This window comes from Streptomyces physcomitrii, from assembly GCF_012273655.1.
GTDB classification, from domain to species: Bacteria; Actinomycetota; Actinomycetes; order Streptomycetales; family Streptomycetaceae; genus Streptomyces; species Streptomyces physcomitrii.
The window spans coordinates 1-22767 of record NZ_JAAWWP010000006.1 but is presented as its reverse complement, the minus strand read 5'-3'; the positions used below and the strand labels follow the sequence as shown (position 1 = coordinate 22767).

Below are 22767 nucleotides of genomic sequence, written 5' to 3'. Positions count from 1 at the left end.
AGGAAGAGGAGTGGACATGACGGCGAACCCCGCCGAGCGGCTGGTCGATCTGCTGGACCTGGAGCAGATCGAGGTCGACATCTTCCGCGGCCGCAGCCCCGAGGAGTCCGCCCAGCGGGTCTTCGGCGGGCAGGTGGCCGGGCAGGCCCTGGTCTCCGCAGGCCGGACGACGGATCCGGGCCGCCCCGTGCACTCGCTGCACGCGTACTTCCTGCGCCCCGGCAGGCCGGGGGTGCCGATCGTGTACCAGGTCGAACGGGTGCGGGACGGCCGGTCGTTCACCACGCGCCGGGTCACCGCGGTGCAGCAGGGCCGCACGATCTTCAATCTCACCGCCTCCTTCCACAAGCCCGAACCGGGCGGTTTCACGCATCAGCTGCCACCGGCGCGGCAGGTGCCGGAGCCGGAGTCGCTCCCCTCGCTCGCCGACGAGATCCGCTCCCATCTCGGCGAGCTGCCCGAGGAGTGGGAGCTGCTCGCCCGGCGCCAGCCCTTCGACATCCGCTACGCCGACCGGTTGCGCTGGGACCCCCGGGAGATCGCGGAGGCCGAGCCGCGCAGCGCGGTGTGGATGCGCGCGGTGGGCCCGCTCGGCGACGACCCGCTGGTGCACACCTGCGCACTGACCTACGCCAGCGACATGACGCTCCTCGACGCGGTGCGCATCCCGGTGGAGCCGCTGTGGGGGCAGCGCGGCTTCGACATGGCCTCCCTCGACCACGCGATGTGGTTCCACCGGCCCTTCCGCGCCGACGAGTGGTTCCTCTACGACCAGGAGTCGCCCATCGCCACCGGCGGCCGGGGCCTGGCCCGCGGCCGTATCTACGACCGCGAGGGGCGGATGCTGGTCTCGGTCGTCCAGGAAGGCCTGTTCAGGGCCGTGTGAACCGGGTGGGTACGGGCCCGTCCTGTCCGGCCGCTCCTGTCCGGGCCGTTCGGTCCTCGGTCCCCTGCCGGGCGGCAGCGTGCCGGTCGGGGCCGCGCCGGGCGAGGACCCTGCCGAGCAGCCACCCCGTCCCCGGTCGCGGGACGGCGGGCCGCCCCGCGACCGGGGACGGGGTGGCTGTCCCGCAAGGCGCCCGGTGGTGGACGCGCTCCCCCGCGGCGCGCCGCCGGGGACGCGGTGCCGGGCGCTCCTCGCAGGCCCGGGCGAGGCTCGACGACAGGTCCGCGCGGAGCCAGGCGACCTCGTCCGCCGCCTGGGCCGTCAGGAGCTTGTCGATCACCCGGTCCGCGGCGGGCCCGGCCGCCGGGGGCCATGGCCGGGGCGGGCGCAGCCGGTGCAGCAGCGCGCGGGCGTAAGGGTCGCGGACGGTGCCCGCCAGGGCCTCCGGTGGGAGCAGGGAGGCGGTCACGGCCGCGCGCTCCCAGGGGTCCTCGGTGAGCCGCAGCTGTGAACCCGCGTACCGGCCGCGCCAGTTGCGGGCGCGCAGGTCGGTGCCGGTGTCGAGCTGGCCGCGCAGGGTGCCCGGCAGCGGGCCGGTGAGCAGGGCCTGATGGGTGGCGCGGTCCGCGAACTCCCGTAGTTCCTCGGCCAGATAGAGCCAGACGACGACGCGGTGCCGGTTGAGCCGGAAGCGGAAGGGGGTCAGCAGGCCGAGCCGGGCCAGCCGGGCGAATCTGCCGGGGCGGATCCCCATCAGCTCGGCGCCCTCCTCGGCGCCCACGAGTTCGACGCGTTCCCGCAGGCTCCTCGGGAAACCGGGCAGGGCCCGGAGCCGCGCGCGTTCCTCCCCGGTCACGGCCCGGCCCGGCGGGGCGCCGTCCCGCACCGTACGGATGTATCCGAGGGCCGCGGCGCAGTCGAACTCCATGGGCCTGAGGCCGAGTTCCTGTGCCGCGTGCAGGGCGGGCAGTGGCCGGTCCGTGCTCGCCGGTGCGCAGGCTTCCTGGCGAACGGCAGTGGTCCGGGACGTCATGGCGGTTCTCCCCCGTGCGAGGTGGTCGCTGTCGGAAGAACCGTAGCCAGCCGCGCCGGATCCCGCTCAGGCCTGTGGATAACTCTCCTGAGAGTCCTGTCCCCGCAGCTCAGCGGCGTAAAGGGAGGCTCAGGGATCGACCCTCGGAGTGTGCTCGCGCTGCCGTGCGTCCACCCCGAGGTGCTCGCCGACGCGGTTGAGGAGCAGGGTCATCTCGTAGGCGACCTGGCCCATGTCGGCGTCCGCGTCGGTCAGTACGGACAGGCAGCTGCCGTCCCCCGCCGCCGTCACGAAGAGGGCCGCCCCCTCGAACTCGATGACGGTCTGGCGGACGTTCCCGATCCGGAAGTGCCGCCCGGAGCCCTTGGCCAGGCTGTGCAGTCCCGAGGCCACCGCGGCGAGATGCTCCGCGTCCTGGCCCTGGAGGCCCTCGCTCGCGGCGGTCACCAGTCCGTCGTTGGACAGCACAAGGGCGTGCCGTATGTGTTCCACGCGCTGGGTCAGATCGTCCAGAAGCCAGCCGAGTCCGCTGTTGTGTCCCATGATCGGTCTCTCCGCTCGTCCCCCGGTCGGTCCGCCGCCTCCCCGCGGGGGACCTCTTGCGCAAGCCTTCCCCACCTGGGGCCCCTGGGCAACCAGGATGGCCGCATGGCACACAAGATGACCGAGGAAGAGTGGCGGGACTTCGTCTCCGCGGGGACCCGGACCGGCAAGCTGTCGACGGTCCGGGAGGACGGGGCGCCGCATGTCGCCCCGGTCTGGTTCCTGCTCGACGGCGACGAACTGGTCCTCACCACCTCGGCGCAGAGCGTGAAGGGACGCAATCTGCGCCGCGACGACCGCGTGGCCTTCTGCGTCGACGACGACCGCCCGCCGTACGCCTTCGTGGTCCTCCGGGGCCGCGCGCGGCTCTCGGAGGACCCCGCCGAGCTGCGCCGCTGGGCGGAGCGGATCGCCGCGCGCTACATGGGCGAGGCACGGGCCGAGGAGTACGGCGCGCGCAACGCCTCGCCCGGAGAACTCCTGGTCAGGGTGCGCGTCGAGAAGGTCAACGCCCTCGCGGGACTGGCCGATTGAGCCCTGCCGGGACCCGTCGAGGAAGCAGGACGTAAGAAGCAGAGAGAAGGAGGGGCGGCCGGCAGTCCGGTCGCCCCTCCTTCCGCCCTGCCAGGAGGGCCCTCGCCGTTACGGCTTCGGCGTGGCGTGCGGGGCGCAGGTGGCGTCCCGGTCACCGACCTTGCCGGTCAGCAGGTAGGTGTCCACCCGGTCGTTGATGCACGGGTTGACCACTCCGGTCACACCGTGCGAACCGGCGTCCTTCTCGGTGATCAGACGCGAGCCCTTGAACCGCTTGTGCAGTTCCACGGCACCCTCGTACGGGGTGGCCGCGTCGCGCTCGGCCTGGATGATCAGGACGGGCGGCAGACCCTTGCCGCTCTTGACGTTGACCGGCGTGTGCTGCTTGGCCGGCCAGGTGGCGCACGGGAGGTTCATCCAGGCGTTGGCCCAGGTCATGAACGGGTGATCCTTGTGCAGCCGGGTGTTGTCCCGGTCCCAGCGCTGCCAGCTGGTGGGCCACTTGGCGTCGCCGCACTCCACGGCCGTGTAGACCGCGTTGCCGTTCTCGGAGGAGGCGTTGCCCTTGGTGTCCGAGAGATCGGGGCCCGCGGCCTCGACCAGCGCCTCGGTGTCCCCGGCGACGTACTTGCTCCACACCTCGGCGGTGGGCACCCAGGCGGAGTCGTAGTACGGGGCGCTCTGGAAGAAGGAGATCAGCTCGGCCGGGCCGACGACCCCGCCGATGGGCTCCTTCTTCGCGGCGGCGCGCAGCTTCTCCCACTGCGCCTGCACCTTCTCCTGGGTGTCACCGAGGTGGAAGGCGGCGTCGTTCTCGGCGACCCACTTCGTCCAGTCCTCCCAGCGGCCCTGGAAGGCGACGTCCTGGTCCAGGTTGGCCTGGTACCAGATCTTCTCGCGGGAGGGGTTGACCACGCTGTCGACCAGCATGCGGCGGACGTGGTCCGGGAAGAGGGTGCCGTACACCGCGCCCAGGTAGGTGCCGTAGGAGACGCCGAGGTAGTTCAGCTTCTTCTCGCCGAGGGCGGCCCGGATGACGTCCAGGTCGCGCGCGGTGTTCGGGGTCGTCATATGCGGCAGCATGGCGCCGCTGCGCTCGGCGCAGCCGTCCGCGTACTCGGCCGCGAGCTTGCGCTGGGCGCGCTTTTCGGCCTCGTTGTCCGGAACCGGGTCGGCCTTGGGCGCCTTCACGAACTCCTGCGGGTCGATGCAGGAGATGGGCGCGGAGTGGCCGACGCCGCGCGGGTCGAAGCCGACGAAGTCATAGGCCTTCGAGGTCTTCGTCCACAGCGGGTTCTTGGTGGTGATACGGGTCGGGAAGCGCATGCCCGAGCCGCCGGGGCCGCCCGGGTTGTAGACGAGGGCGCCCTGCCGCTCGTCCTTGGTGCCGGTGCTCTTGGCGCGGTCGACGGCGAGCTTGATCTTCTTGCCGTCGGGCTTGGCGTAGTCCACCGGGACGGTGACCCAGCCGCACTGGATCGGGGAGGCCAGCTCCCAGTCCGCGGGGCAGTCCTTCCAGTCGATGCCCGCCTTGGCAGCGCGGGCGGCGGCGACGGCGGCGCCGCGGGCCTCGCGGTCACCGCCGTGGTGCCGGCTGTCCGCGTTCGCCGAGGGGGTGGCGAACGCGCCCGCGAGCACGGTTCCGGCGATGAGCGCGGTGGCAGAACCGAGGGCAGCGGTTCTCCTTGAGCGATTTATTCGTATCAAGTGAATCCTCCCGACATACACACATCAGTAGTACGGGTGATCCTGTCGGTTGACGGAGCATGGGCAATAGAGGGAACGGCTCTTCTTTACCGATCCGATAACCGGGGACTTCGGTCTCGTTGAGCGGAGATCTCCCGAAGGGTCCGATCGGGGGCGGGAGTTGTCCAGGGCGAAGCGATGGCCGGAAATGGTCGAAGGAGACACAAATCGGCCACGCCCATGACGGACAAGAGGGAGATAAGGCGCGAATGAGCTTCGCCGTCAGGGAGTTGACCCCGAGCCCCGGCCACCCTCGGCCGCGACCGGCCCGGGGCCGCCCATGCTCATCAGCGCGCGCAGCCCGTCCTGGAGGTTCTCGACCGGTGTCTCGCCGAAGACGGCCTGCTGGGCGGCGAAGCCTTGCGCCAGGGCGATCATCGTCTGGGCCACGTGTTCGGCGGGGAGGTCGTCGCGCATCAGGCCCTCCCGCTGGTACTGCCGGACGATGCGCACCCAGGCGGCGCGCACCCGCAGGAAGCCCTCGCGGGTCAAAGCGGCCAGCTCCGGGTTGCGCAGGGTCTCCGTCCACACCTGGATCATCAGCCGCGGGAAGCCGGTGCGCCCGCCGAACTCGGAGACGGGCCCCCGGTCCATCATCCGCGTGAACACCCGGCCCACCACCACGTCCGGCGGCTGGAGGGGCCGCTCCTCGGCCTCTTCGGCGAAGGCCGCCCGCAGCCCTTCGAGGACCTCCGCCGCGATGGCGCCGATCAACTCCTCCTTGCCGCTGAAGTAGCGGTAGACGGCGCCCGCGGAGAGATCCGCCTCCTTGAGGACGTCCTGCATGGACGTGGCGTGGAAGCCGTTGCGCGCGAAGCAGCGGGCGGCGCCTTCGAGGATCTGCCGACGGCGGGCATCGAGGTGCGCCTGGGATACACGGGCCATGCGCGCAACCTAAAACGAACATTCCTTCTTGACAAGCGGCGGGGCATCCCAGGACAGTGAGGACCATATTCAAAACGAACGATCCTTCTTTTTAGTCACCGGGTCGCCCGCGGCCCCTTCCGCACCACGCGCTTCCGTACCACGCGCTCACGCGCGCTCCACCGCCCGAATCGAGGCACGCCATGTCCGCTACCCGCACCGAAGGCGCCACGGCCGCACCGCCGGGTGCCGCGCCGCCCGCGCGCCGCCTCCTCGGCGTCGTCCTGCTCATCCCGCTGGTCGTCGCCCTCGCCCTGTGGGCCTTCGCCTGGCCCGCCGCCCGGACCGCGCCGCGCGAGGTCCCGCTCGGGGTGGCCGGCTCCGCCGGTGCGGTCGCCTCCCTGGAGAAGCGGCTCGGCAGCCAGGAGGGTGCCTTCGAGATCCACCGGTACGCGGACGAGGCCGCCGCCCGCGCCGCCATCGAGGACCGCGAGGTCTACGGCGCCATGGTGGCCACCCCCGAGGGCGGCAAGCTCCTCACCGCGACCGCCGGGGGCCCGGTCGTCGCCCAGCTGCTCACCGAGGCGGCACGCGCCCAGGCACCGGACGGCGAGCCGGTCGTGGAGGACGTCGTCGCCGCCTCCGCGGAGGACCCCCGGCAGTCGGGTCTGAACGCGATCGTGCTCCCCCTGGCGATGGCCGGGGTGGCCTCCGGCGCGGTGGTCACCCTGCTCGGCATCCGCGGGGTACGGGCCGTCGCGGTACTGCTCGGCGCCTCGGCCCTGGTCGGCCTGGTGGCGACCGGGCTGACCGACAACTGGCTCGGCATCCTGCGGGGCGACTGGTGGGCGGAGGCCGGGGTGCTCGGGCTCGCGACGCTGGCCGTGGGCGGCGCCGTGGCCGGGATCGCCTCGCTGCTCGGACGGGCCGGGATCGGCGTCGGCGCGCTGCTCGTGATCTTCCTCGGCAACCCGTTCTCCGGGGTCGCCACCAGCCCGGAGCTGCTGCCGGAGCCGGTGGGCCGGATCGGCCAGTTGCTGCCGCCGGGAGCCGAGGGCTCGCTGCTGAGGTCGGTGAGCTTCTTCGACGGGGCCGCCGCCTCCGGTCCGCTCCTGACGCTGGGCGTCTGGGCGCTGCTCGGCCTGTCCGCCGTGCTGGTCGGCGCCGGACTGCGCCGCGGCGGCAGCGGCTCGGCCCCGCCCGGGCCCTCCCCTACGGGCGAGCCGCACCCCGCGGCCTGAACACCCCTTCCCCGAACCGCCGTGCACCCCCGCTGTAGCGGACGGGGGTGCACGGCCCGACGGGCAGGTCGCGCACGGGAGTTGGCGGCCCGCCGCCTGAAGTCGGCTCCCCGGCACGCCGGATGCCGGTGGCCCGGTTCACCCGCCATGCCGTCCTGCCCTGTTGACCGAAGGCGGCGCCAAGTGCCCCGTACGGGCCGCGAAGCATCGCGCTTCCCGCGTGCGTGAGCGTGAAGTGCGCGGTGAAACGGGCCAGTCGGGGTACCCCTGGTCGGGGGATTCCGGGCCGGAGAAGAAACCGAACTGAGTTGCGCCGTTTGAGAGGCGGGCGCGCGGCGCGGGCGCCTTCCTCGCAGGTGAGGGCGGTGCGCGCGGTGCGGACGCGGGTGCCCGCGAGCGCCGTTCCACACATTCGGACCAATCGGCCGGTGAATTGTGCGGCCCCGTTCCGACCGGAAAGCGGCGCGTCGGTGCGTGAACATCGCTTGCGACGACAAGCACCCGCCGTAGGGGCGGGGCGATCCGGGCGGACGCCGAGTCCTGCCGCCGTCCGGATGTCCGGTCGACAGGAGTGGATCGGCAGGAGTGGAGGACCCGTGCAGTACGGGCCGCCGGAGCCGTATCCGAGCGGTCCTTGGGGTCAAGTCGCGCTACCGCGGCCGGGCAACTTCGCCAGCCCGAACCCGACAGGTCATCCTTCACAGGCGGCTGACGAAGGGTTGCGCATGTCCGCGTTCAATCGTGTCCCCGCTGTTCTCACCAGGGCCGGTACCGCCTCGGCCCTCACCCTCGCCGCCGTGGGCGGCGGCATCTCCCTGCCGGGTACCGCCCCGGACGCCCAGGCTCTCGCCCCGGCCACCAAGGCCCTGGAGGTCGCCGCCTCCAAGCAGGGCGCCCCGTACGGCTACGGGGCGACCGGACCGAACAGCTTCGACTGCTCCGGTCTGACCAAGTACGCCTTCAAGCACGCCGGAAAGGAGCTGCCGCGTACCGCGCAGCAGCAGTACAACGCCACGAAGCGGGTGCCTCCCGCCCAGCGGCGCAACGGCGACCTGGTCTTCTTCGGCTACCCCGGCAACGTCTACCACGTGGGCATCTACGCGGGCCACGGCCGCATCTGGCACTCCCCCAAGACCGGGGCCGTGGTGCGCCTGGAGAAGATCTGGAGCAGCAGCGTCCAGTACGGCCGGGTGAACTGACGCCGAGCGGGCGGCGCCCCGGCCGAGCGCCCCGCACCGCCCGCGACAACTGCCGCTGCCGTACGCCCGCTTGAGGCACGCCCGGGCCGGCTCCGGGCCCCAGGCGGAACGTCACTGCGGGAGCGGCTCGGCGCTGCGCACCACCGGCAGCACCGTCCACACCGTCTTGCCGCCCGCCGCGTCCGGGAGCACGCTCAACTCCCCTCCGTGGTGGGCGGTGAGGCACTGGACGATGTCCATCCCCCGTCCCCCGTCCGGGCATTCGCCCTCGGCCGCCGGTCTTCGCGGCAGTCCGGGATGGCTGTCGCGTACGCCGACCCGCAGCACCGTCTCGCGTTCCAGGCGGAGCAGGACGGTCAGGACGGGGGACCGGCCGAGGGTGTGCAGTACGGCGTTGGTGACCAGTTCCGAGACGATCAGCCGTACGCTGTCGGTGAGTTCGGCCGTGGCGGGCAGCCCCCACTCGGCGAGGACCGTGCCCGCGAACCTGCGGGCCTCGGGCACCGAGGCGGGCCGGCTCGGGAGGGTGAGGCTTGCTTCCTGGTGATCGGCCATGGCACGGCGTCCCTTCCCACCGTGCCGGGGGCGAGGACTGCGGCGCGCCCTCGGTCCGGCCCCGGGCCGGTGCAGGGGGACAGCGTGCCACCGCGGCCGCTTCCGCGGGGGCCCGGCCACCCGGAAGTGCGGACAACTGTCGCCCGATGCGGTGAAATCCGCGCGGTCACCGCTCACCGCGTCCGGGCCGCCGCCTCCGTCGCGGCGGGCCCGGCCCCGCTCAGCGCGGCGCGGTCGCGACGATCACCCGTACCGCCTCGGTGATCTGAGCGGGCGTCAGATCGGCGCGGGCGGTCAGGCGCAGGCGCGAGATGCCGTCCGGTACCGAGGGCGGGCGGAAGCAGCCCACCGAGACGCCCTTCTCCCGGCAGTCGGCGGCCCATTGGAGGGCCTCGCCGGGCGAGGGCGCGCGGACCGAGACCACGGCGGCGTCGGGGCGGACCGCCTCGAGGCCCGCCCCGGTCAGGCGCGCGTGCAGGTCACGGGCGACGGTACGGACCGCCTCGGGGCGCCCCGGCTCCCGCTCGACCAGGCGCAGGGCCCCGAGGGCGGCGCCCACCGCGGCGGGCGCGAGGCCGGTGTCGAAGATGAAGGTGCGGGCGGTGTTCACCAGATGGTCGATGACCCGGGCCGGGCCGAGCACCGCACCGCCCTGGCTGCCGAGGGACTTGGAGAGGGTCACGGTCGCCACCACGTCCCCGGCGCCCGCGAGACCCGCCGCGGCCGGGGCCCCGCGCCCGCCGGGACCGAGCACCCCGAGGCCGTGGGCGTCGTCCACCAGCAGGGCCGCGCCGAACTCGCGGCAGGCCCCGGCGAGCGCGGTGAGCGGGGCGGCGTCCCCGTCCACCGAGAAGACGGAGTCGGAGACGGCGAGCGCCGGGCCCGGGTGGCCGTCGAGGTTCTTGCGCAGCGCGTCGAGGTCGCCGTGCGGGATGACCTGGGTGGTGCCGCGGGCCAGTCGGCAACCGTCGATCAGCGAGGCGTGGTTGGCGGCGTCCGAGACGATCAGCGAGCCGTGCGGGGCGAGCGTGGTGAGGGCGGCGAGATTGGCGGCGTAGCCCGAGGAGAGGACGAGGGCCGCCTCGAATCCGCAGAAGGCGGCGAGTTCCGCCTCCAGCCGGGCGTGCAGTGCGGTGGAGCCGGTGACCAGGCGGGAGCCGGTCGCCCCGGCGCCCCAGTGCCGGGCCGCCTCGGCGGCGGCGCCGGTCACCTCGGGGTGCCGGGCGAGGCCGAGGTAGTCGTTGCCCGCGAGGTCGAGCAGCGGGGAGTCGGCGGGCCGGGGGCGCAGGGTGCGCACCAGACCCGCGCGGTGCCGCAGCCGGGCCTGCTCCTCGATCCAGTCGAACGGTCCAGCCATGCGTTCCTCCGGCCCGGGCCAAGGGCCCGTCGTGCGGATCACGCGGAGCCGACCGGGTCCCCGGGTCCGTACGACGGGCCCACAGTGCGGATTTGTAGGCAGTGCACAGACCCTAGCGGGACTGCCAGGCCGGCACTGTGTGGCAATACCCACACGTCGCGGGCGCCGTCTTGTCCCTTCCCACCTTGGCCCGGGGCGGGGGCGTAGGCGAGGATCGGGCGCATGGACCTGCTGAACACGCTGGTGGACAAGGGGCTTCGGCGCGAGCTGCCGAGCCGTGAAGAGGCGCTGGCCGTACTGGCCACTTCCGACGACGAGATCCTCGATGTGGTGGCCGCGGCCGGCAAGGTACGGCGGCAGTGGTTCGGGCGCCGGGTGAAACTCAACTACCTGGTCAACCTCAAGTCGGGCCTGTGCCCCGAGGACTGCTCCTACTGTTCGCAGCGCCTCGGCTCCACGGCCGGGATCCTCAAGTACACCTGGCTCAAGCCCGACGAGGCCTCGAAGGCCGCCGCCGCGGGTGTCGCGGGCGGCGCCAAGCGCGTCTGCCTGGTGGCCAGCGGCCGCGGGCCGACCGACCGCGATGTGACCCGGGTCTCGGAGACCATCGAGACGATCAAGGAGCAGAACGAGGGCATCGAGGTCTGCGCCTGCCTCGGTCTGCTCTCCGACGGCCAGGCCGAGCGGCTGCGCACCGCGGGCGCCGACGCCTACAACCACAACCTCAACACCTCCGAGGGCACCTACGGCAAGATCACCACCACGCACACCTTCGAGGACCGCGTGGAGACCGTGCACCAGGCCCAGGCGGCGGGGCTCTCCGCCTGCTCGGGGCTGATCGCGGGCATGGGCGAGAGCGCCGAGGACCTGGTGGACGTGGTCTTCTCGCTGCGCGAGCTGGACCCGGACTCGGTGCCGGTCAACTTCCTGATCCCCTTCGAGGGCACCCCGCTGGCCAAAGAGTGGCACCTCACCCCGCAGCACTGCCTGCGGATCCTCGCCATGGTCCGCTTCGTCTGCCCGGACGTGGAGGTACGGATCGCGGGCGGCCGCGAGGTGCACCTGCGCTCGCTGCAGCCGCTCGCCCTGCACCTGGCGAACTCCATCTTCCTGGGCGACTACCTCACCAGTGAGGGCCAGGCGGGCAAGGCCGACCTGGACATGATCGCGGACGCGGGCTTCGAGGTGGAGGGCGCGGACACCACGACCCTGCCCGAGCACCGCGCGGACGCGGCCGGATCCTGCGGCACCGGCTCCTGCGGTTCCGGCGGCGAGGGCGGCGGCGTCTGCGGCAGCGCGCCCGCCGTGTCCGCCCCGCAGGAGGCCGCGGAGCCCGCGGTGGCGGTGGAGTCCGGGGCGCGCACCGACCTGGTGACCGTCCGGCGCCGCGGAGCGGGTACGGACCTCGCGCCCAATGCGTGACCTGCTCGCTCTCGACCGCCGGCACGTCTGGCACCCGTACGGTCCGATGCCCGGCCGGGTGGACCCGCTCGTCGTGGAATCGGCGAGCGGGGTCCGGCTCCGGCTGGCCGACGGGGGCGAGCTGGTGGACGGCATGTCCTCCTGGTGGTCGGCCGTCCACGGCTACAACCACCCGGTGCTCAACGAGGCCGTACGGGGACAGCTGGACAAGATGAGCCATGTCATGTTCGGCGGGCTCACCCACGAGCCCGCCGTCCGGCTGGCGAAGACCCTGGTCGACATCACGCCCGAGGGACTGGAGCACGTCTTCCTCGCGGACTCCGGTTCGGTCTCGGTCGAGGTCGCACTCAAGATGGCCCTGCAGTACTGGCGCTCGCTCGGGCGGCCCGCCAAGAGGCGCCTGATGACCTGGCGCGGCGGCTACCACGGGGACACCTGGCATCCGATGTCGGTGTGCGACCCGGAGGGCGGCATGCACGAGCTGTGGTCCGGCGCCCTGCCGCGCCAGGTCTTCGCCGGTCCCCCGCCGCGCGCCTACGAGGAGGAGTACGCCGAGGAGCTGCGCACCGCCGTCGCCGCGCACGCGGACGAGCTGGCCGCGGTCGTCGTCGAGCCGGTGGTGCAGGGCGCGGGCGGGATGCGCTTCCACTCCCCGGAGTATCTGCGGGTGCTGCGCGAGGCCTGCGACGCCCATGACGTGCTGCTGGTCTTCGACGAGATCGCCACCGGCTTCGGGCGCACCGGGGAGCTGTTCGCCGCGGAGCACGCCGGGGTCACCCCCGATGTGCTCTGCCTCGGCAAGGCGCTCACCGGCGGCTATCTCACGCTGGCGGCGACGCTGTGCACCCCGCGGGTGGCCGAGGGCATCTCGCGCGGCGAGGTGCCGGTGCTCGCGCACGGTCCGACCTTCATGGGCAATCCGCTGGCCGCCGCGGTCGCGCAGGCCTCGGTGGACCTGCTCCTCTCGTACGACTGGCGGGCGGAGGTCCGGCGTATCGGCGCGGGCCTGGAGAGCGGTCTCGCCCCGGCGGCCGGGCTGCCGGGGGTCCGGGAGGTGCGGGTGCTCGGCGCCGTCGGCGTCGTCCAGCTCGACCACGAGGTCGACATGGCGGCGGCCACCGAGGCCGCGGTCGAGGAGGGCGTGTGGCTGCGGCCCTTCCGGGACCTCGTCTACACGATGCCGCCGTATGTCGCGGGCGAGGAGGATGTGGCCCGTATCGCGCGGGCCGTGTGCGCCGCCGCGGCGGCGGGCTGAGCGGCTCCCGGTCAGGGACGGCCGGAGAGCGGGAAAGGTGCGTTGAGGTGACGGTATGGGTGGTCTCCGGTACGGGGACCGAGGTGGGCAAGACGGTGGCGACGGCCGCGCTGGCCGCGACGGCGCTGGCGGCCGGGCGCACGGTCGCGGTGCTGAAGCCCGCGCAGACGGGTGTCCCGGCCGGCGAGCCGGGGGACGCCGCCGAGGCCGCCCGGCTCGGCGGCCCGGTGACCACGGCCGAACTCGCCCGCTATCCCGAGCCGTTGGCCCCGGGCACCGCCGCGCGGCGGGCGGGGATGGCGCCGCTCAGGCCGGTGGAGATCGCGGAGGCGGCGCAGAAGCTGGCCACCGAGCACGACCTGGTCCTGGTGGAGGGCGCGGGCGGTCTGCTGGTCCGCCTCGACGAGGAGGGCGCGACGCTGGCGGACGCCGCGCGGCTGCTCGGAGCGCCGGTGGTGCTCGTCGTGCCCGCCGGGCTCGGCACCCTCAACACGGCGGAGCTGAGCGCGGAGGCGCTGCGGGCCCGGGAGGTGGAACTGCGCGGCCTGGTGCTCGGCAGCTGGCCGCGGCGGCCCGATCTCGCCGAGCGCTGCAATCTGGCGGACCTGCCCGCGGTCACCGGCGCCCCGCTGCTCGGGGCGGTGCCGGAAGGCGCGGGCGCCCTGCGTCCGGTGGACTTCCGGGCGGCGGCCCCCGGCTGGCTCGCCCCCGAGCTGCACGGCAGCTGGCAGGCGACGGAGTTCACGGCCCGGGAGGCGGCGCCGCCTTACACGGCGGGCTGACGGCCGCCCGGCGGACGGGATCCCCGGCGGCTCGGACCCTTACGGCCGTACCAGGTCGGCCTGCACCCGGCCGTCCGCCTGCGCGAGCAGACGGCCCCGGCCTCGCGCCGCGCGGCGGGTTCGCCGGCCCCCGGCCGTCCGCCTGCGCCCGGGCGGCACCCCCGCGTACCGGACCCCGCCGGGGCGGCCCCCGGCCGGTCGGACGGATCCGGGCCCGGGCCCGTCCGACCGGCCGGGCCCCGCGCCTCAGACGCTCCAGCCCTCCAGCTGCGCGGCGATGTCCTGCACGCTCGCGCTGCCGTCCTTCACCAGGCGGGCCAGGTCCCGTACCTGCTCCGGGGAGGTGGCGACCTTCAGTCCGCTCGCCACCAGGAAGGCGTAGGCGACGGCGGAGGCGAACATCGCGTTGGAGCGTTCCAGCGCCGGTACGTGCAGGAGTTGCTGGAGCAGGGCCGCGGCGCGGGTGTGCGGGGTCTCGTAGACCGGGATGTCGAAGATCTCCGCCTCGTGTCTGCTGACCGCCGCCACCAGGGAGCCCCAGTCGGTGACCTGGGGGTCACCGGGCGTGTTCTGTTCGGCCACCATGAGGAGCCAGGCGAGGTCGATCCGCAGGTTGATGTCGGCTCCCGGTGAGGTCTCGGCGGCGGTTCGCCGTCCGTGTACGGCACGTCGAGGGGCGCCGTCCTGGCCTCGGGCGGGGGGCCGGACCGCGCCTTCGGTGATCAGTATTCCGTATGCCCCCGCCGGGATCGAGGGCGGCTCAGGCCGGGGAGCCGGGCGGCACCGTGGCCTTGGTGGCGCTCAACTCGGCCTGGCGCGGCGGCAGTTGCCCCTCGCGGCGGCGGGAAGGGTGCGCGCGGTGCCGCCGTCAGCGATGGCCCTCGCGCTCCGGCCCGAACTCCTCGGCGAAGACGGACTCGTACTGCTTCATGAAGTCGGCGGCGGCCTGGACGAAGGTCTGCCCGGCCTCGCCGACGTCCTGGCGGACGAGTTCCTCGATGTACTTGTTGACGCTCATGCCTCGGGCCCCCGCTCGTTCCCGCGCGGCCCGGGCGGTGACCTCGTCCACGCGTACGTTCAACTGAGTCTTGGCCATACCCCGAAGCTAGCGCCCTCCCGCTAGCATCCGCAAGGGGGAAGCGGATGGAGAGGGCGGCCCGCGCGAAACCCCCGTCCCGGTGGCCCCGGGCGGCTCTGCGGACGCGGCGGCCACGGTCGTCGGCCGGACTCACGGGCCGGGGCCCGGGCCGTCCGGCGGCGGGCCCGCCCGGGCGATGAGAAGGGCGACGTCGTCGTGGTCCCCGTAGTGGCGCAGCCGGTAGAGCAGCAGGTCGCAGGTGTCCTCGATCGGGCGGGCCGGATCGTCGAAGGCGTCCAGGAGGGTGCGCAGGCCCTCGTCGAGCGGCTGGTCCCGGGTCTCCACCAGGCCGTCCGTGTAGAGGACGAGCTGATCGCCCTCGTGCAGGTCGATACGGGCGCCGGTGAAGCCGGGGCCGCAGCCGCCGAGCGGGGCGCCCGGGTCGAGGTCGAGCAGGGTCCGGCTGCCGTCCGCGCGGTGCAGCAGCGGCGGCAGATGCCCGGCGAGGGAGAGGTGGCACTGCGCGGTGCGGGGGTCGTAGACCGCGTAGACGCAGGTGGCGATGGCCTCGCCCAGGCCGTCGGTGATGTGGTCGAGGTGGTGCAGGACCTGGGCGGGCGGGAGGTCGAGGTCGGCCAGGGTGCGGGTGGCGGTGCGCAGCTGCCCCATGGTGGCGGCGGAGACCACGCCGCTGCCCATGACGTCGCCGACCACCAGGGCGGTCTTCTCGCCGTCCAGTGGGATCACGTCGAACCAGTCGCCGCCGATCTCGATGGTCTCCTGCGCCGGGCGGTAGCGGACGGCGACCTCCAGGCCGGGCCGGCGCGGGGGCGTGTGCGGCAGCAGGCTGCGCTGGAGGGTGAGGGCGGTGTGCCGCTGCTCCTCGACGGCGCGGTGCCGGTCGGTGACGTCCACGCTGGAGGTGGCGACGCCGAGCACCTTGCCGTTGGGGGCCTCCAGGCGGAAGAAGGAGATCGACCAGGCGTGGTCGTGATCGGGGTCGGCGGGGGTGCGGCCGACGGTGTACTGGTCGAGCACCGGCACCCCGGTGGCCAGCACCTCCCGCATCGCCTCGGTGAAGGAGTCGTGCAGGTAGGGCACCACCTCGTGGATGTGCTTGCCGATGTGGTCCTCGGCGGGCATCCCGTTCATCCGCTCCTCGGCCGGGTTGACCGAGACGTACCGCAGGTCGGTGTCGAGGACGGCGAGGCCGATCGGCGACTGTGCGACCAGCCGGGTGGAGAGCGCCAGATCGCGTTCCACCCGCCGCAGTCTCGCCTGGTCGGTGGCGAGGCCCAGGGCGTAGAAGCCGCGCTTCTCGTCCTGGAGCCGCACATTGCGGAACTCCACCAGGCGCATGCCGCCGTCCCGGTGCCTGACCGGGAAGACACCCGCCCAGCTGGAACCGCTCTCCATGACCTGGGTGAACAGCCTGAGCACCTGCTCCAGATGCTGGTCGAAGACGAGGAGCTGGCCCGCGAACGCGCCGAGGGCCTCCTCGGCGCGGTAGCCGAACAGCTCCTCGGCCTGCGGGCTCCACAGCCGGATCCGGCCCTCCTCGTCGAGGACGACGGCGGCCACGCCGAGCACGTCGAGGAGCCCGCCCGTTGTGGAGCTGCCCACCTCCCCCGGGTCTCCGGACCCGGTGACAGCCTCGGACTCGCCCGGCAAGGGCTCGGTCGCACCCATGTACGCGGGCCTCCTTCCGGTCGCCGGCACCGGGCCGCGGCCCGGCGGACCTCGACGCGGCGCCCACGGTCCGGGCCGGTCCAGTCCGCTCCCTCCATGGTCCACCTACCGGGCGCACCCGCGCACCCCGCGCGGCGGGGCGGCCGCCAGAGAGCGAGCACCGGGCGCCGGGCCGGGCCCCTCAGGCCATGCGCCCGTCGAGGGAGGCCCGCCAGGCGGGGTGCGGCAGCGGGGCCTCGGGCGCGGGCGCCCGGCGCCCGCCCCGGGCGAAGAAGTCGGCCAGCGGGAGCGTCGCGGCGCCCACGGTCACCGCGTCCGGGCCGAGGCGGCCCAGCTCGATGGCGACCTGCCGGGCGGGGTGGCGCAGGGCGTAGGCCTGGGCGTGCTCGCGTACCTCGGCCAGGAAGCGGGTGCCCAGCTGGAGCCCGGCCCAGCCGCCGACCAGGATGCGCTCGGGCCGGAAGAGGTTGATGAGGTCGGACATGCCCGCCCCGAGGTACTCGGCGGTCTCGGCGAGGACGGCCGCGGCCACCGGGTCGCCGGGTCCGCCGTCCGCGGGGTGCGCGGCGGCGAGCATCGCGGCGAGCGCGGTCTCCTCGTCGGCGTCCGCGAGGGGCTCGCCCCCGGCCTCCCGCCAGCGGGCGAGCAGGGCCTCGGCCCCGGCGTAGGCCTCCAGGCAGCCGAGCGCCCCGCAGCGGCACCGCCTGCCCCGTACCCGTACGGTCAGATGCCCCCACTCCACGGCCCGCACGTGCGCGGAGCCCTCGCTCACCACGCAGGCCCCGACCCCGGAGCCGAAGAGCACCACCACGGCGTCCCGGGCGCCGCGTCCGGCGCCGAACCAGACCTCGGCCTGGCCCAGGGTCTTGGCGCCGTTGTCGATGAAGTACGGGACCTGCGGCGGGAGTTGGCCGGTCAGCCGGAGCAGGCGTTCCAGCGGGACGGCGTCCCAGCCGATGGTCTGGCCGTGCACCAGGGCACCGTCCCCGGCGGTGTGCTCGATGATCCCGGGCACGCCGATGCCGACGCCGAGCAGCGCCTCGGCGGACATGCCGGTGGCGGCGAGGACCTCGGCGATGCCGTCCCGGACGTGGTCGACGAGGGCGCCGACCTCGTAGGCGCCGCGGGCCTCGGGGGGCAAGGGGCGTTCGGTGCGGGCGAGTTCGGCCAGGGTCAGGTCGAAGAGCTCGACGCGGACCCGGGTCTCGCCGATGTCCACGCCGATCAAGTGGCCGCTGGCGGGGGCGGTGCGCAGCAGGGTGCGGGGGCGGCCGCGGTCGGAGTCGACGCTGCCGGTCTCCTCCAGGAGGCCCTCGGCGAGGAGTTCGCCGACCACATTGCTGACAGAACCCGAACTCAGTCCGGTGGCGGGGCCCAACTGGTGGCGGCTCATGGGGCCTTCGAAGTAGAGGGCGCGCAGAACCGAGGCTCTGTTCTCCCTTCGCAGGTCACGGACCGTTCGGCTGCCGCGTGCTGCCACCTGACCTCCAAGTCGGCCGGAACCGGGCCGGGTCCGTCCTCAAGATACCGCTGCCGGATGTCTTGACCGACCCTTCTCCCACGGTTTAACTCACGTCGTGAATTAAACCGTGGGGGACTTCAGAAGTCGAATGCGGTGCCGTCCGGCGCTCCCGTTCGCGGCCCCGTCTCCCGGAAGGGACCCAAGGACTCATGCGCACCACACTCGCGGCCAGAGGGGCCGTCCTCCTCGCCCTCGCCCTCGCAGTCCCGGCCTGCGGCGGCGGCACCGACACCGGCGGCGGCTCCAACGACTCGCCCAAGACGCTCACGTACTGGGCCTCGAACCAGGGCGCCAACGCCGAGGTCGACAAGAAGGTGCTGAAGCCGGAGCTGGCCAAGTTCGAGAAGCAGACCGGCATCAAGGTGAAGCTGGAGGTGGTCCCCTGGTCGGAGCTGCTGAACCGCATCCTCACCGCCACCACCTCCGGGCAGGGCCCCGACGTCCTCAACATCGGCAACACCTGGAGCGCCTCGCTGCAGGCCACCGGCGCCCTGCTGCCCTGGGACGGGAAGAACTTCGAGAGCATCGGCGGCCGGGACCGCTTCGTGGACTCCGCCCTGGAGTCCACCGGCGCCCCGGGCCAGGCGCCCGCCGCGGTGCCGCTCTACTCGATGGCGTACGCCCTCTACTACAACAAGCAGCTCTTCAAGGAGGCCGGCATCTCCGAACCGCCCGCCACCTGGGACGAGTTGGTGGCCGCGGGGAAGAAGGTGCGGGCCGAGAAGGGGGTCTGGGGCCTGGGCGCGGAGGGCGCCAACCCCTCCGAGAACATCCACCAGGTCTTCGTGCTCGGCAAGCAGCACGGCGCCGACTTCTTCACCCCCGAGGGCAAGGCGGACTTCACCTCGAAGGGCGCGGTCGCGGCCGTCAAGCAGTACGTGGACCTGATGGCGAAGGACAAGGTGATCGCGCCCGGCAACGCCGAGTACGCGCAGAACCAGTCGGTCAGCGACTTCGCCAAGGGCAGGACGGCGATGCTGCTCTGGCAGACCGCCTCCGCGAGCCTGAAGACGATGGGCATGAAGGACTCCGAGTGGGGGCTCGCGCCCGCGCCGGTCCGCTCGGGCTCCCCCGGCAGCGGCGCCCAGGTCAACTCGATGGCCGCCGGGATCAACATGGCCGTCTTCAAGAGCACCCGCAATCTCGACGGGGCCAAGGCCTTCGTGAAGTTCATGACCGGCGACGCCGAGCAGAAGATCCTCAACAAGGCCTACGGCTCGATCCCGCCGGTGAAGTCGGCGCAGCGGGACTCCTTCTTCCACACCCCCGTCACCTCCGCCCTGCGCGAGACCCTCGCCACCAGCGCCGCGGCCCTGCCGCAGGTGCCCGACGAGTCGCAGTTCGAGACCGCGGTGGGCTCGGCGGTCAAGGAGCTGCTCGCGGACGCCGCGGCCGGACGGTCCGTCACCACCTCCTCGGTCCGCGCCGCGCTGGACAAGGCGCAGCAGCAGATGCCGAAGAAGTGAGCCGGCCGCTGCCATGACGACCGCACCCGCCCCCACCGCCGGGACGCCGCGCAAGGAGCCGGGCCCGCCCGCCGGGCCCGGCCCCGCGCCCGCCCGCCGCCGCCCCGGCCGCCTGCGCCGGATCGGCCTGCCGTATCTGCTGCTCCTGCCCGCGCTGCTGCTCGAACTCCTGGTCCATCTGGTGCCGATGGTCAGCGGGGTGGTGATGAGCTTCAAGCAGCTCACCCAGTTCACCCTGCGCGACTGGGGCACCGCGCCCTGGACGGCCTTCGACAACTACCGGGTGGCGGTGGACTTCGACGCCGCGGTCGGCCGGGAGCTGCTCCACTCCTTCTTCGTGACCTGCGGATTCACCGTGCTCTCGGTGCTGCTGTGCTGGCTGCTCGGCACCGCCGCCGCGATCTACATGCAGGACGCCTTCCGGGGGCGCGGCCTGCTCCGTGCGGTCTTCCTCGTCCCGTACGCGCTGCCCGTCTACGCCGCCGTCATCACCTGGGTCTTCATGTTCCAGCACGACAACGGCCTGGTGAACCACGTGCTGCACGACCAGCTCGGCGTCACCGACGGGCGGCCCTTCTGGCTGATCGGCGACAACAGCTTCTACGCCCTGGTGACCGTCTCGGTGTGGAAGAACTGGCCCTTCGCCTTCCTCATCGTCACCGCGGGACTCCAGAACGTCCCCAAGGAGCTGTACGAGGCCGCCGCCCTGGACGGCTCCGGGATGTGGCAGCAGATCCGGCACATCACGCTGCCCTCGCTGCGGCCGGTCAACCAGGTCCTGGTCCTGGTGCTCTTCCTGTGGACCTTCAACGACTTCAACACCCCGTACCTGCTCTTCGGCAAGTCGGCGCCCGACTCCGCCGACATCCTCTCGATCCACATCTACGAATCCTCGTTCGTCACCTGGAACTTCGGCTCCGGGGCGGCGATGTCGGTCCTGCTGCTGCTCTTCCTGCTGCTCGTCACGGGCACCTATCTGCTGCTCACCTCGCGAGGAAGGAAGGCCCGCCATGCCTGAGGCCGCCGCACCGCGCCGCTCCCCCACGGCCGCGCCCCGCTCCTTCGTCTGGTCGCGGGCGCTCTTCCTCACCCTGCTCTCCGGCTTCGTCCTGCTGCCGGTGTACGTGATGCTCTCCAGCTCGCTCAAGCCGCTCCAGGACGTCTCGGGCGCCTTCCGGTGGCTGCCCGGCGAGGTCACGCTGAGCCCGTACGCCGACATCTGGTCGACCATCCCGCTGGCCCGCTACTTCCTCAACTCGCTGCTGGTGGCGGGCGCGGCGACCGTCTGCTCGGTGGTGGTCGCGGTCTTCGCCGCCTACGCGGTCAGCCGCTACGAGTTCCGCGGCAAGCGGGTCTTCACCGTCACCGTGCTGTCCACCCAGATGTTCCCCGGCATCCTCTTCCTGCTGCCGCTGTTCCTGCTCTACGTGAACATCGGCAACGCCACCGGGATCGCCCTCTTCGGCTCCCGGGGCGGGCTGATCCTCACCTATCTGACCTTCTCGCTGCCCTTCTCGGTCTGGATGCTGATCGGCTACCTGGAGTCGGTGCCCCGGGACCTGGACGAGGCGGCCCTGGTCGACGGCTGCGGACCGCTCGGCGCGCTCTTCCGGGTGGTCGTCCCGGCGGCGATGCCCGGCATCGTCGCGGTCACCGTCTACTCCTTCATGACCGCCTGGGGCGAGGTCCTCTTCGCCTCGGTGCTGACCAACGACACCACCCGCACCCTCGCCGTGGGCCTCCAGGGCTACGCCACCCAGACCGACGTCTACTGGAACCAGGTCATGGCCGCCTCCCTGGTGGTGAGCGTCCCGGTGGTCGCGGGCTTCCTGCTGCTCCAGCGCTACCTGGTCGCCGGACTCACCGCGGGCGCCGTCAAATGACCCCCTCCGCCGACCGCGACCTCCCCGACCGCGAAAGGACTCCCGTGCCCCCCACCCCCGACCTCTCCGCGCTGCCGCCCGACTTCCTCTGGGGCACGGCCACCTCGGCGTACCAGATCGAGGGCGCCGTCGCCGAGGACGGCCGCGCGCCCTCCATCTGGGACACCTTCGCGCAGCGGCCCGGCACCGTCGACGGCGGCGACACCGGCGACGTGGCCTGCGACCACTACCACCGCTGGCGCGAGGACATCGCGCTGATGCGGCGTCTGGGCACCGACGCCTACCGGCTCTCGGTGGCCTGGCCGCGGGTACTGCCCGGCGGCGACGGCCCCGTCAACGCCAAGGGCCTGGACTTCTACGAGCAGTTGGTGGACGGACTCCTGGAGGCGGGCATCACCCCCTCGGTGACCCTCTACCACTGGGACCTGCCGCAGGCACTCCAGGACCGGGGCGGCTGGCCCGAGCGGGACACCGCGGAGGCCTTCGCCGCGTACGCCGCGGTCGTCGCCGATCGCCTCGGCGACCGCGTCAGCCACTGGGCCACCCTCAACGAGCCCCTCTGCTCCGCCTGGATCGGGCACCTGGAGGGCCGGATGGCACCGGGCCTGAAGGACCTGACCGCCGCGGTGCGCTCCTCCTACCACCTGCTTCTCGGGCACGGCCTGGCCACCGCGGCGATCCGCGCGGCGGTGCCGGGCGCCGAGGTCGGCATCGTCACCAACCACTCCCCCGTGCACCCGGCCTCCGACAACCCCGCCGACCTCGGCGCGGCCCGCCGGATGGACGGCCACACCAACCGCTGGTGGCTCGACCCGCTGTACGGGCGCGGCTTCCCCGCCGATATGCGCGACCTCTACGGGGTCGAACTCCCGGAGCGGCCGGGCGACTCGGCGGCCATCGCGGCGCCGCTCGACTGGCACGGCCTCAACTACTACTTCCCGGAGACGGTCCAGGACGACCCGCTGGGCCCGGTGCCGCACGCCCGCTCGGTGCGCCGCCCGGACGTACCGCGCACCGGCATGGACTGGGAGGTCGACGCCTCCGGCCTGGAGACCCTGCTGCTGCGGCTCACCGAGGACTACGGGGCCCGCCGCCTCTACGTCACCGAGAACGGCTCCTCCTTCCCGGACACCCTCGGCCCGGACGGCACCGTGGACGACCCGGCCCGCGAGGACTACCTGCTGCGGCACCTGGCGGCCTGCGCCGCCGCGATCCGCAAGGGCGCCCCGCTCGCGGGCTACTTCGCCTGGTCGCTCCTGGACAACTTCGAGTGGGCGTACGGCTACGACAAGCGCTTCGGCCTGGTCCACGTCGACTACGCCAGCCAGCGGCGCACCATCAAGTCCAGCGGCCACCGCTACGCCGAGATCATCCGCGCCCACCGCGAACAGGCCGCCCGCGCCGCCTGAACCACCCCACCGCACCTCCGGTCCCACACCCCCCACACCCAAGGGAGCGCCCGATGTCAGACTCTGCGCGCCGCACCCCGCCCGTCTCCCGCCGCGCCCTGCTCGCGGGCGCCGCGGCCGCCGGCGCCGCCGCGGCCCTCGGCACGGCGGCCCCCGGCTCCGCCTCCGCCGCCCCGCGCGCGCCGGGGTGCGGGACTGCGCCGTCGTCGGCACCGAGGACGAGCACGGGCTGCAGTCCGCGGTGCTCTACGTGCAGCCCGTCGCCGAGATCGAGCGGCAGGCGCTGCGGCGCACCGTGATGGG

At 73.3% G+C, this 22767-nt stretch carries 21 protein-coding genes; 11 read left to right on the top strand and 10 right to left on the bottom strand.

Annotated features, from left to right (window positions below; all coding sequences use genetic code 11):
- Positions 1-16: 16 nt before the first annotated feature.
- Positions 17-886, top strand: coding sequence for an acyl-CoA thioesterase (locus HFV08_RS11730; RefSeq protein ID WP_168538583.1), 870 nt, complete (start codon positions 17-19; stop codon positions 884-886).
- Here HFV08_RS11730 and HFV08_RS11725 read toward each other — a convergent pair.
- The gene (locus HFV08_RS11725; protein ID WP_210430193.1) at positions 873-1919 is read right to left on the bottom strand and encodes a DUF6397 family protein; all 1047 of its coding nucleotides are present in this window, start codon (positions 1917-1919) and stop codon (positions 873-875) included. The genes HFV08_RS11730 and HFV08_RS11725 overlap by 14 nt on opposite strands.
- A gap of 129 nt (positions 1920-2048) precedes the next feature.
- Positions 2049-2462, bottom strand: a complete 414-nt coding sequence (locus HFV08_RS11720; protein ID WP_168538582.1) for a roadblock/LC7 domain-containing protein — start codon at positions 2460-2462, stop codon at positions 2049-2051.
- A 105-nt stretch (positions 2463-2567) separates the two neighbouring features.
- On the opposite strand from HFV08_RS11720, the gene HFV08_RS11715 reads away from it, so the two are divergent.
- Entirely contained in the window at positions 2568-2996 is a 429-nt protein-coding gene (locus HFV08_RS11715; protein ID WP_168538581.1) for a PPOX class F420-dependent oxidoreductase, read from the top strand.
- Between the two features lie 108 nt (positions 2997-3104).
- Here HFV08_RS11715 and HFV08_RS11710 read toward each other — a convergent pair whose 3' ends face one another.
- Complete coding sequence (locus HFV08_RS11710) at positions 3105-4703, bottom strand: alpha/beta hydrolase (protein WP_210430192.1); 1599 nt, start codon at positions 4701-4703, stop codon at positions 3105-3107.
- A gap of 261 nt (positions 4704-4964) precedes the next feature.
- Entirely contained in the window at positions 4965-5627 is a 663-nt protein-coding gene (locus tag HFV08_RS11705) for a TetR/AcrR family transcriptional regulator (protein WP_168538580.1), read from the bottom strand.
- Positions 5628-5809: 182 nt separating this feature from the next.
- On the opposite strand from HFV08_RS11705, the gene HFV08_RS11700 reads away from it, so the two are divergent.
- Together HFV08_RS11700 and HFV08_RS11695 are read left to right on the top strand one after the other, a co-directional pair.
- Positions 5810-6847, top strand: a complete 1038-nt coding sequence (locus HFV08_RS11700; protein WP_168538579.1) for an ABC transporter permease — start codon at positions 5810-5812, stop codon at positions 6845-6847.
- Between the two features lie 725 nt (positions 6848-7572).
- Positions 7573-8046, top strand: a complete 474-nt coding sequence (locus tag HFV08_RS11695; RefSeq protein WP_168538577.1) for a C40 family peptidase — start codon at positions 7573-7575, stop codon at positions 8044-8046.
- 111 nt (positions 8047-8157) lie between these two features.
- On the opposite strand, the gene HFV08_RS11690 is transcribed toward HFV08_RS11695, so the two are convergent.
- Both HFV08_RS11690 and HFV08_RS11685 read right to left on the bottom strand, forming a co-directional pair.
- Positions 8158-8601, bottom strand: coding sequence for an ATP-binding protein (locus HFV08_RS11690; protein ID WP_168538575.1), 444 nt, complete (start codon positions 8599-8601; stop codon positions 8158-8160).
- A 220-nt stretch (positions 8602-8821) separates the two neighbouring features.
- Positions 8822-9958 carry an 8-amino-7-oxononanoate synthase gene (locus tag HFV08_RS11685; RefSeq protein WP_168538573.1) on the bottom strand — a complete coding sequence of 379 codons (1137 nt, stop codon included), beginning with the start codon at positions 9956-9958 and terminating at the stop codon, positions 8822-8824.
- Between the two features lie 222 nt (positions 9959-10180).
- Between HFV08_RS11685 and bioB the strand changes: the two genes are divergently transcribed.
- The 3 genes from bioB to bioD are packed head-to-tail and all read left to right on the top strand — an operon-like array spanning position 10181 to position 13417.
- Entirely contained in the window at positions 10181-11380 is a 1200-nt protein-coding gene (gene bioB / locus HFV08_RS11680; protein ID WP_168538571.1) for a biotin synthase BioB, read from the top strand.
- A complete protein-coding gene (locus HFV08_RS11675) occupies positions 11373-12635 on the top strand; it encodes an adenosylmethionine--8-amino-7-oxononanoate transaminase (RefSeq protein WP_168538569.1) in 1263 nt (420 codons plus the stop codon). Before bioB ends, HFV08_RS11675 begins: the two co-directional genes overlap by 8 nt.
- A 47-nt stretch (positions 12636-12682) precedes the next feature.
- On the top strand, positions 12683-13417 hold the full coding sequence (bioD, locus tag HFV08_RS11670; protein ID WP_168538567.1) for a dethiobiotin synthase: 735 nt from the start codon (positions 12683-12685) through the stop codon (positions 13415-13417).
- A gap of 246 nt (positions 13418-13663) precedes the next feature.
- On the opposite strand, the gene HFV08_RS11665 is transcribed toward bioD, so the two are convergent.
- From HFV08_RS11665 to HFV08_RS11650, 4 genes are all read right to left on the bottom strand, one after another.
- Entirely contained in the window at positions 13664-14002 is a 339-nt protein-coding gene (locus HFV08_RS11665; protein WP_168538565.1) for a fic family toxin-antitoxin system, toxin component, read from the bottom strand.
- Positions 14003-14285: 283 nt separating this feature from the next.
- The gene (locus HFV08_RS11660) at positions 14286-14513 is read right to left on the bottom strand and encodes an antitoxin (protein ID WP_168538563.1); all 228 of its coding nucleotides are present in this window, start codon (positions 14511-14513) and stop codon (positions 14286-14288) included.
- 132 nt (positions 14514-14645) lie between these two features.
- The gene (locus tag HFV08_RS11655) at positions 14646-16184 is read right to left on the bottom strand and encodes a SpoIIE family protein phosphatase (protein ID WP_168538561.1); all 1539 of its coding nucleotides are present in this window, start codon (positions 16182-16184) and stop codon (positions 14646-14648) included.
- A 181-nt stretch (positions 16185-16365) separates the two neighbouring features.
- Entirely contained in the window at positions 16366-17664 is a 1299-nt protein-coding gene (locus tag HFV08_RS11650; RefSeq protein WP_168538559.1) for an ROK family protein, read from the bottom strand.
- A gap of 191 nt (positions 17665-17855) precedes the next feature.
- Between HFV08_RS11650 and HFV08_RS11645 the strand changes: the two genes are divergently transcribed.
- Genes HFV08_RS11645 through HFV08_RS11630 form a run of 4 tightly spaced genes read left to right on the top strand, consistent with a single transcriptional unit; the run spans position 17856 to position 22464 of the window.
- Positions 17856-19172, top strand: coding sequence for an extracellular solute-binding protein (locus HFV08_RS11645; protein ID WP_168538557.1), 1317 nt, complete (start codon positions 17856-17858; stop codon positions 19170-19172).
- Between the two features lie 13 nt (positions 19173-19185).
- Positions 19186-20190 carry a carbohydrate ABC transporter permease gene (locus HFV08_RS11640; RefSeq protein WP_168538552.1) on the top strand — a complete coding sequence of 335 codons (1005 nt, stop codon included), beginning with the start codon at positions 19186-19188 and terminating at the stop codon, positions 20188-20190.
- The gene (locus tag HFV08_RS11635; protein WP_040255239.1) at positions 20183-21055 is read left to right on the top strand and encodes a carbohydrate ABC transporter permease; all 873 of its coding nucleotides are present in this window, start codon (positions 20183-20185) and stop codon (positions 21053-21055) included. Before HFV08_RS11640 ends, HFV08_RS11635 begins: the two co-directional genes overlap by 8 nt.
- Entirely contained in the window at positions 21052-22464 is a 1413-nt protein-coding gene (locus HFV08_RS11630; RefSeq protein WP_168538550.1) for a GH1 family beta-glucosidase, read from the top strand. The genes HFV08_RS11635 and HFV08_RS11630 overlap by 4 nt, the downstream gene beginning before the upstream one ends.
- Positions 22465-22767 lie beyond the last annotated feature (303 nt).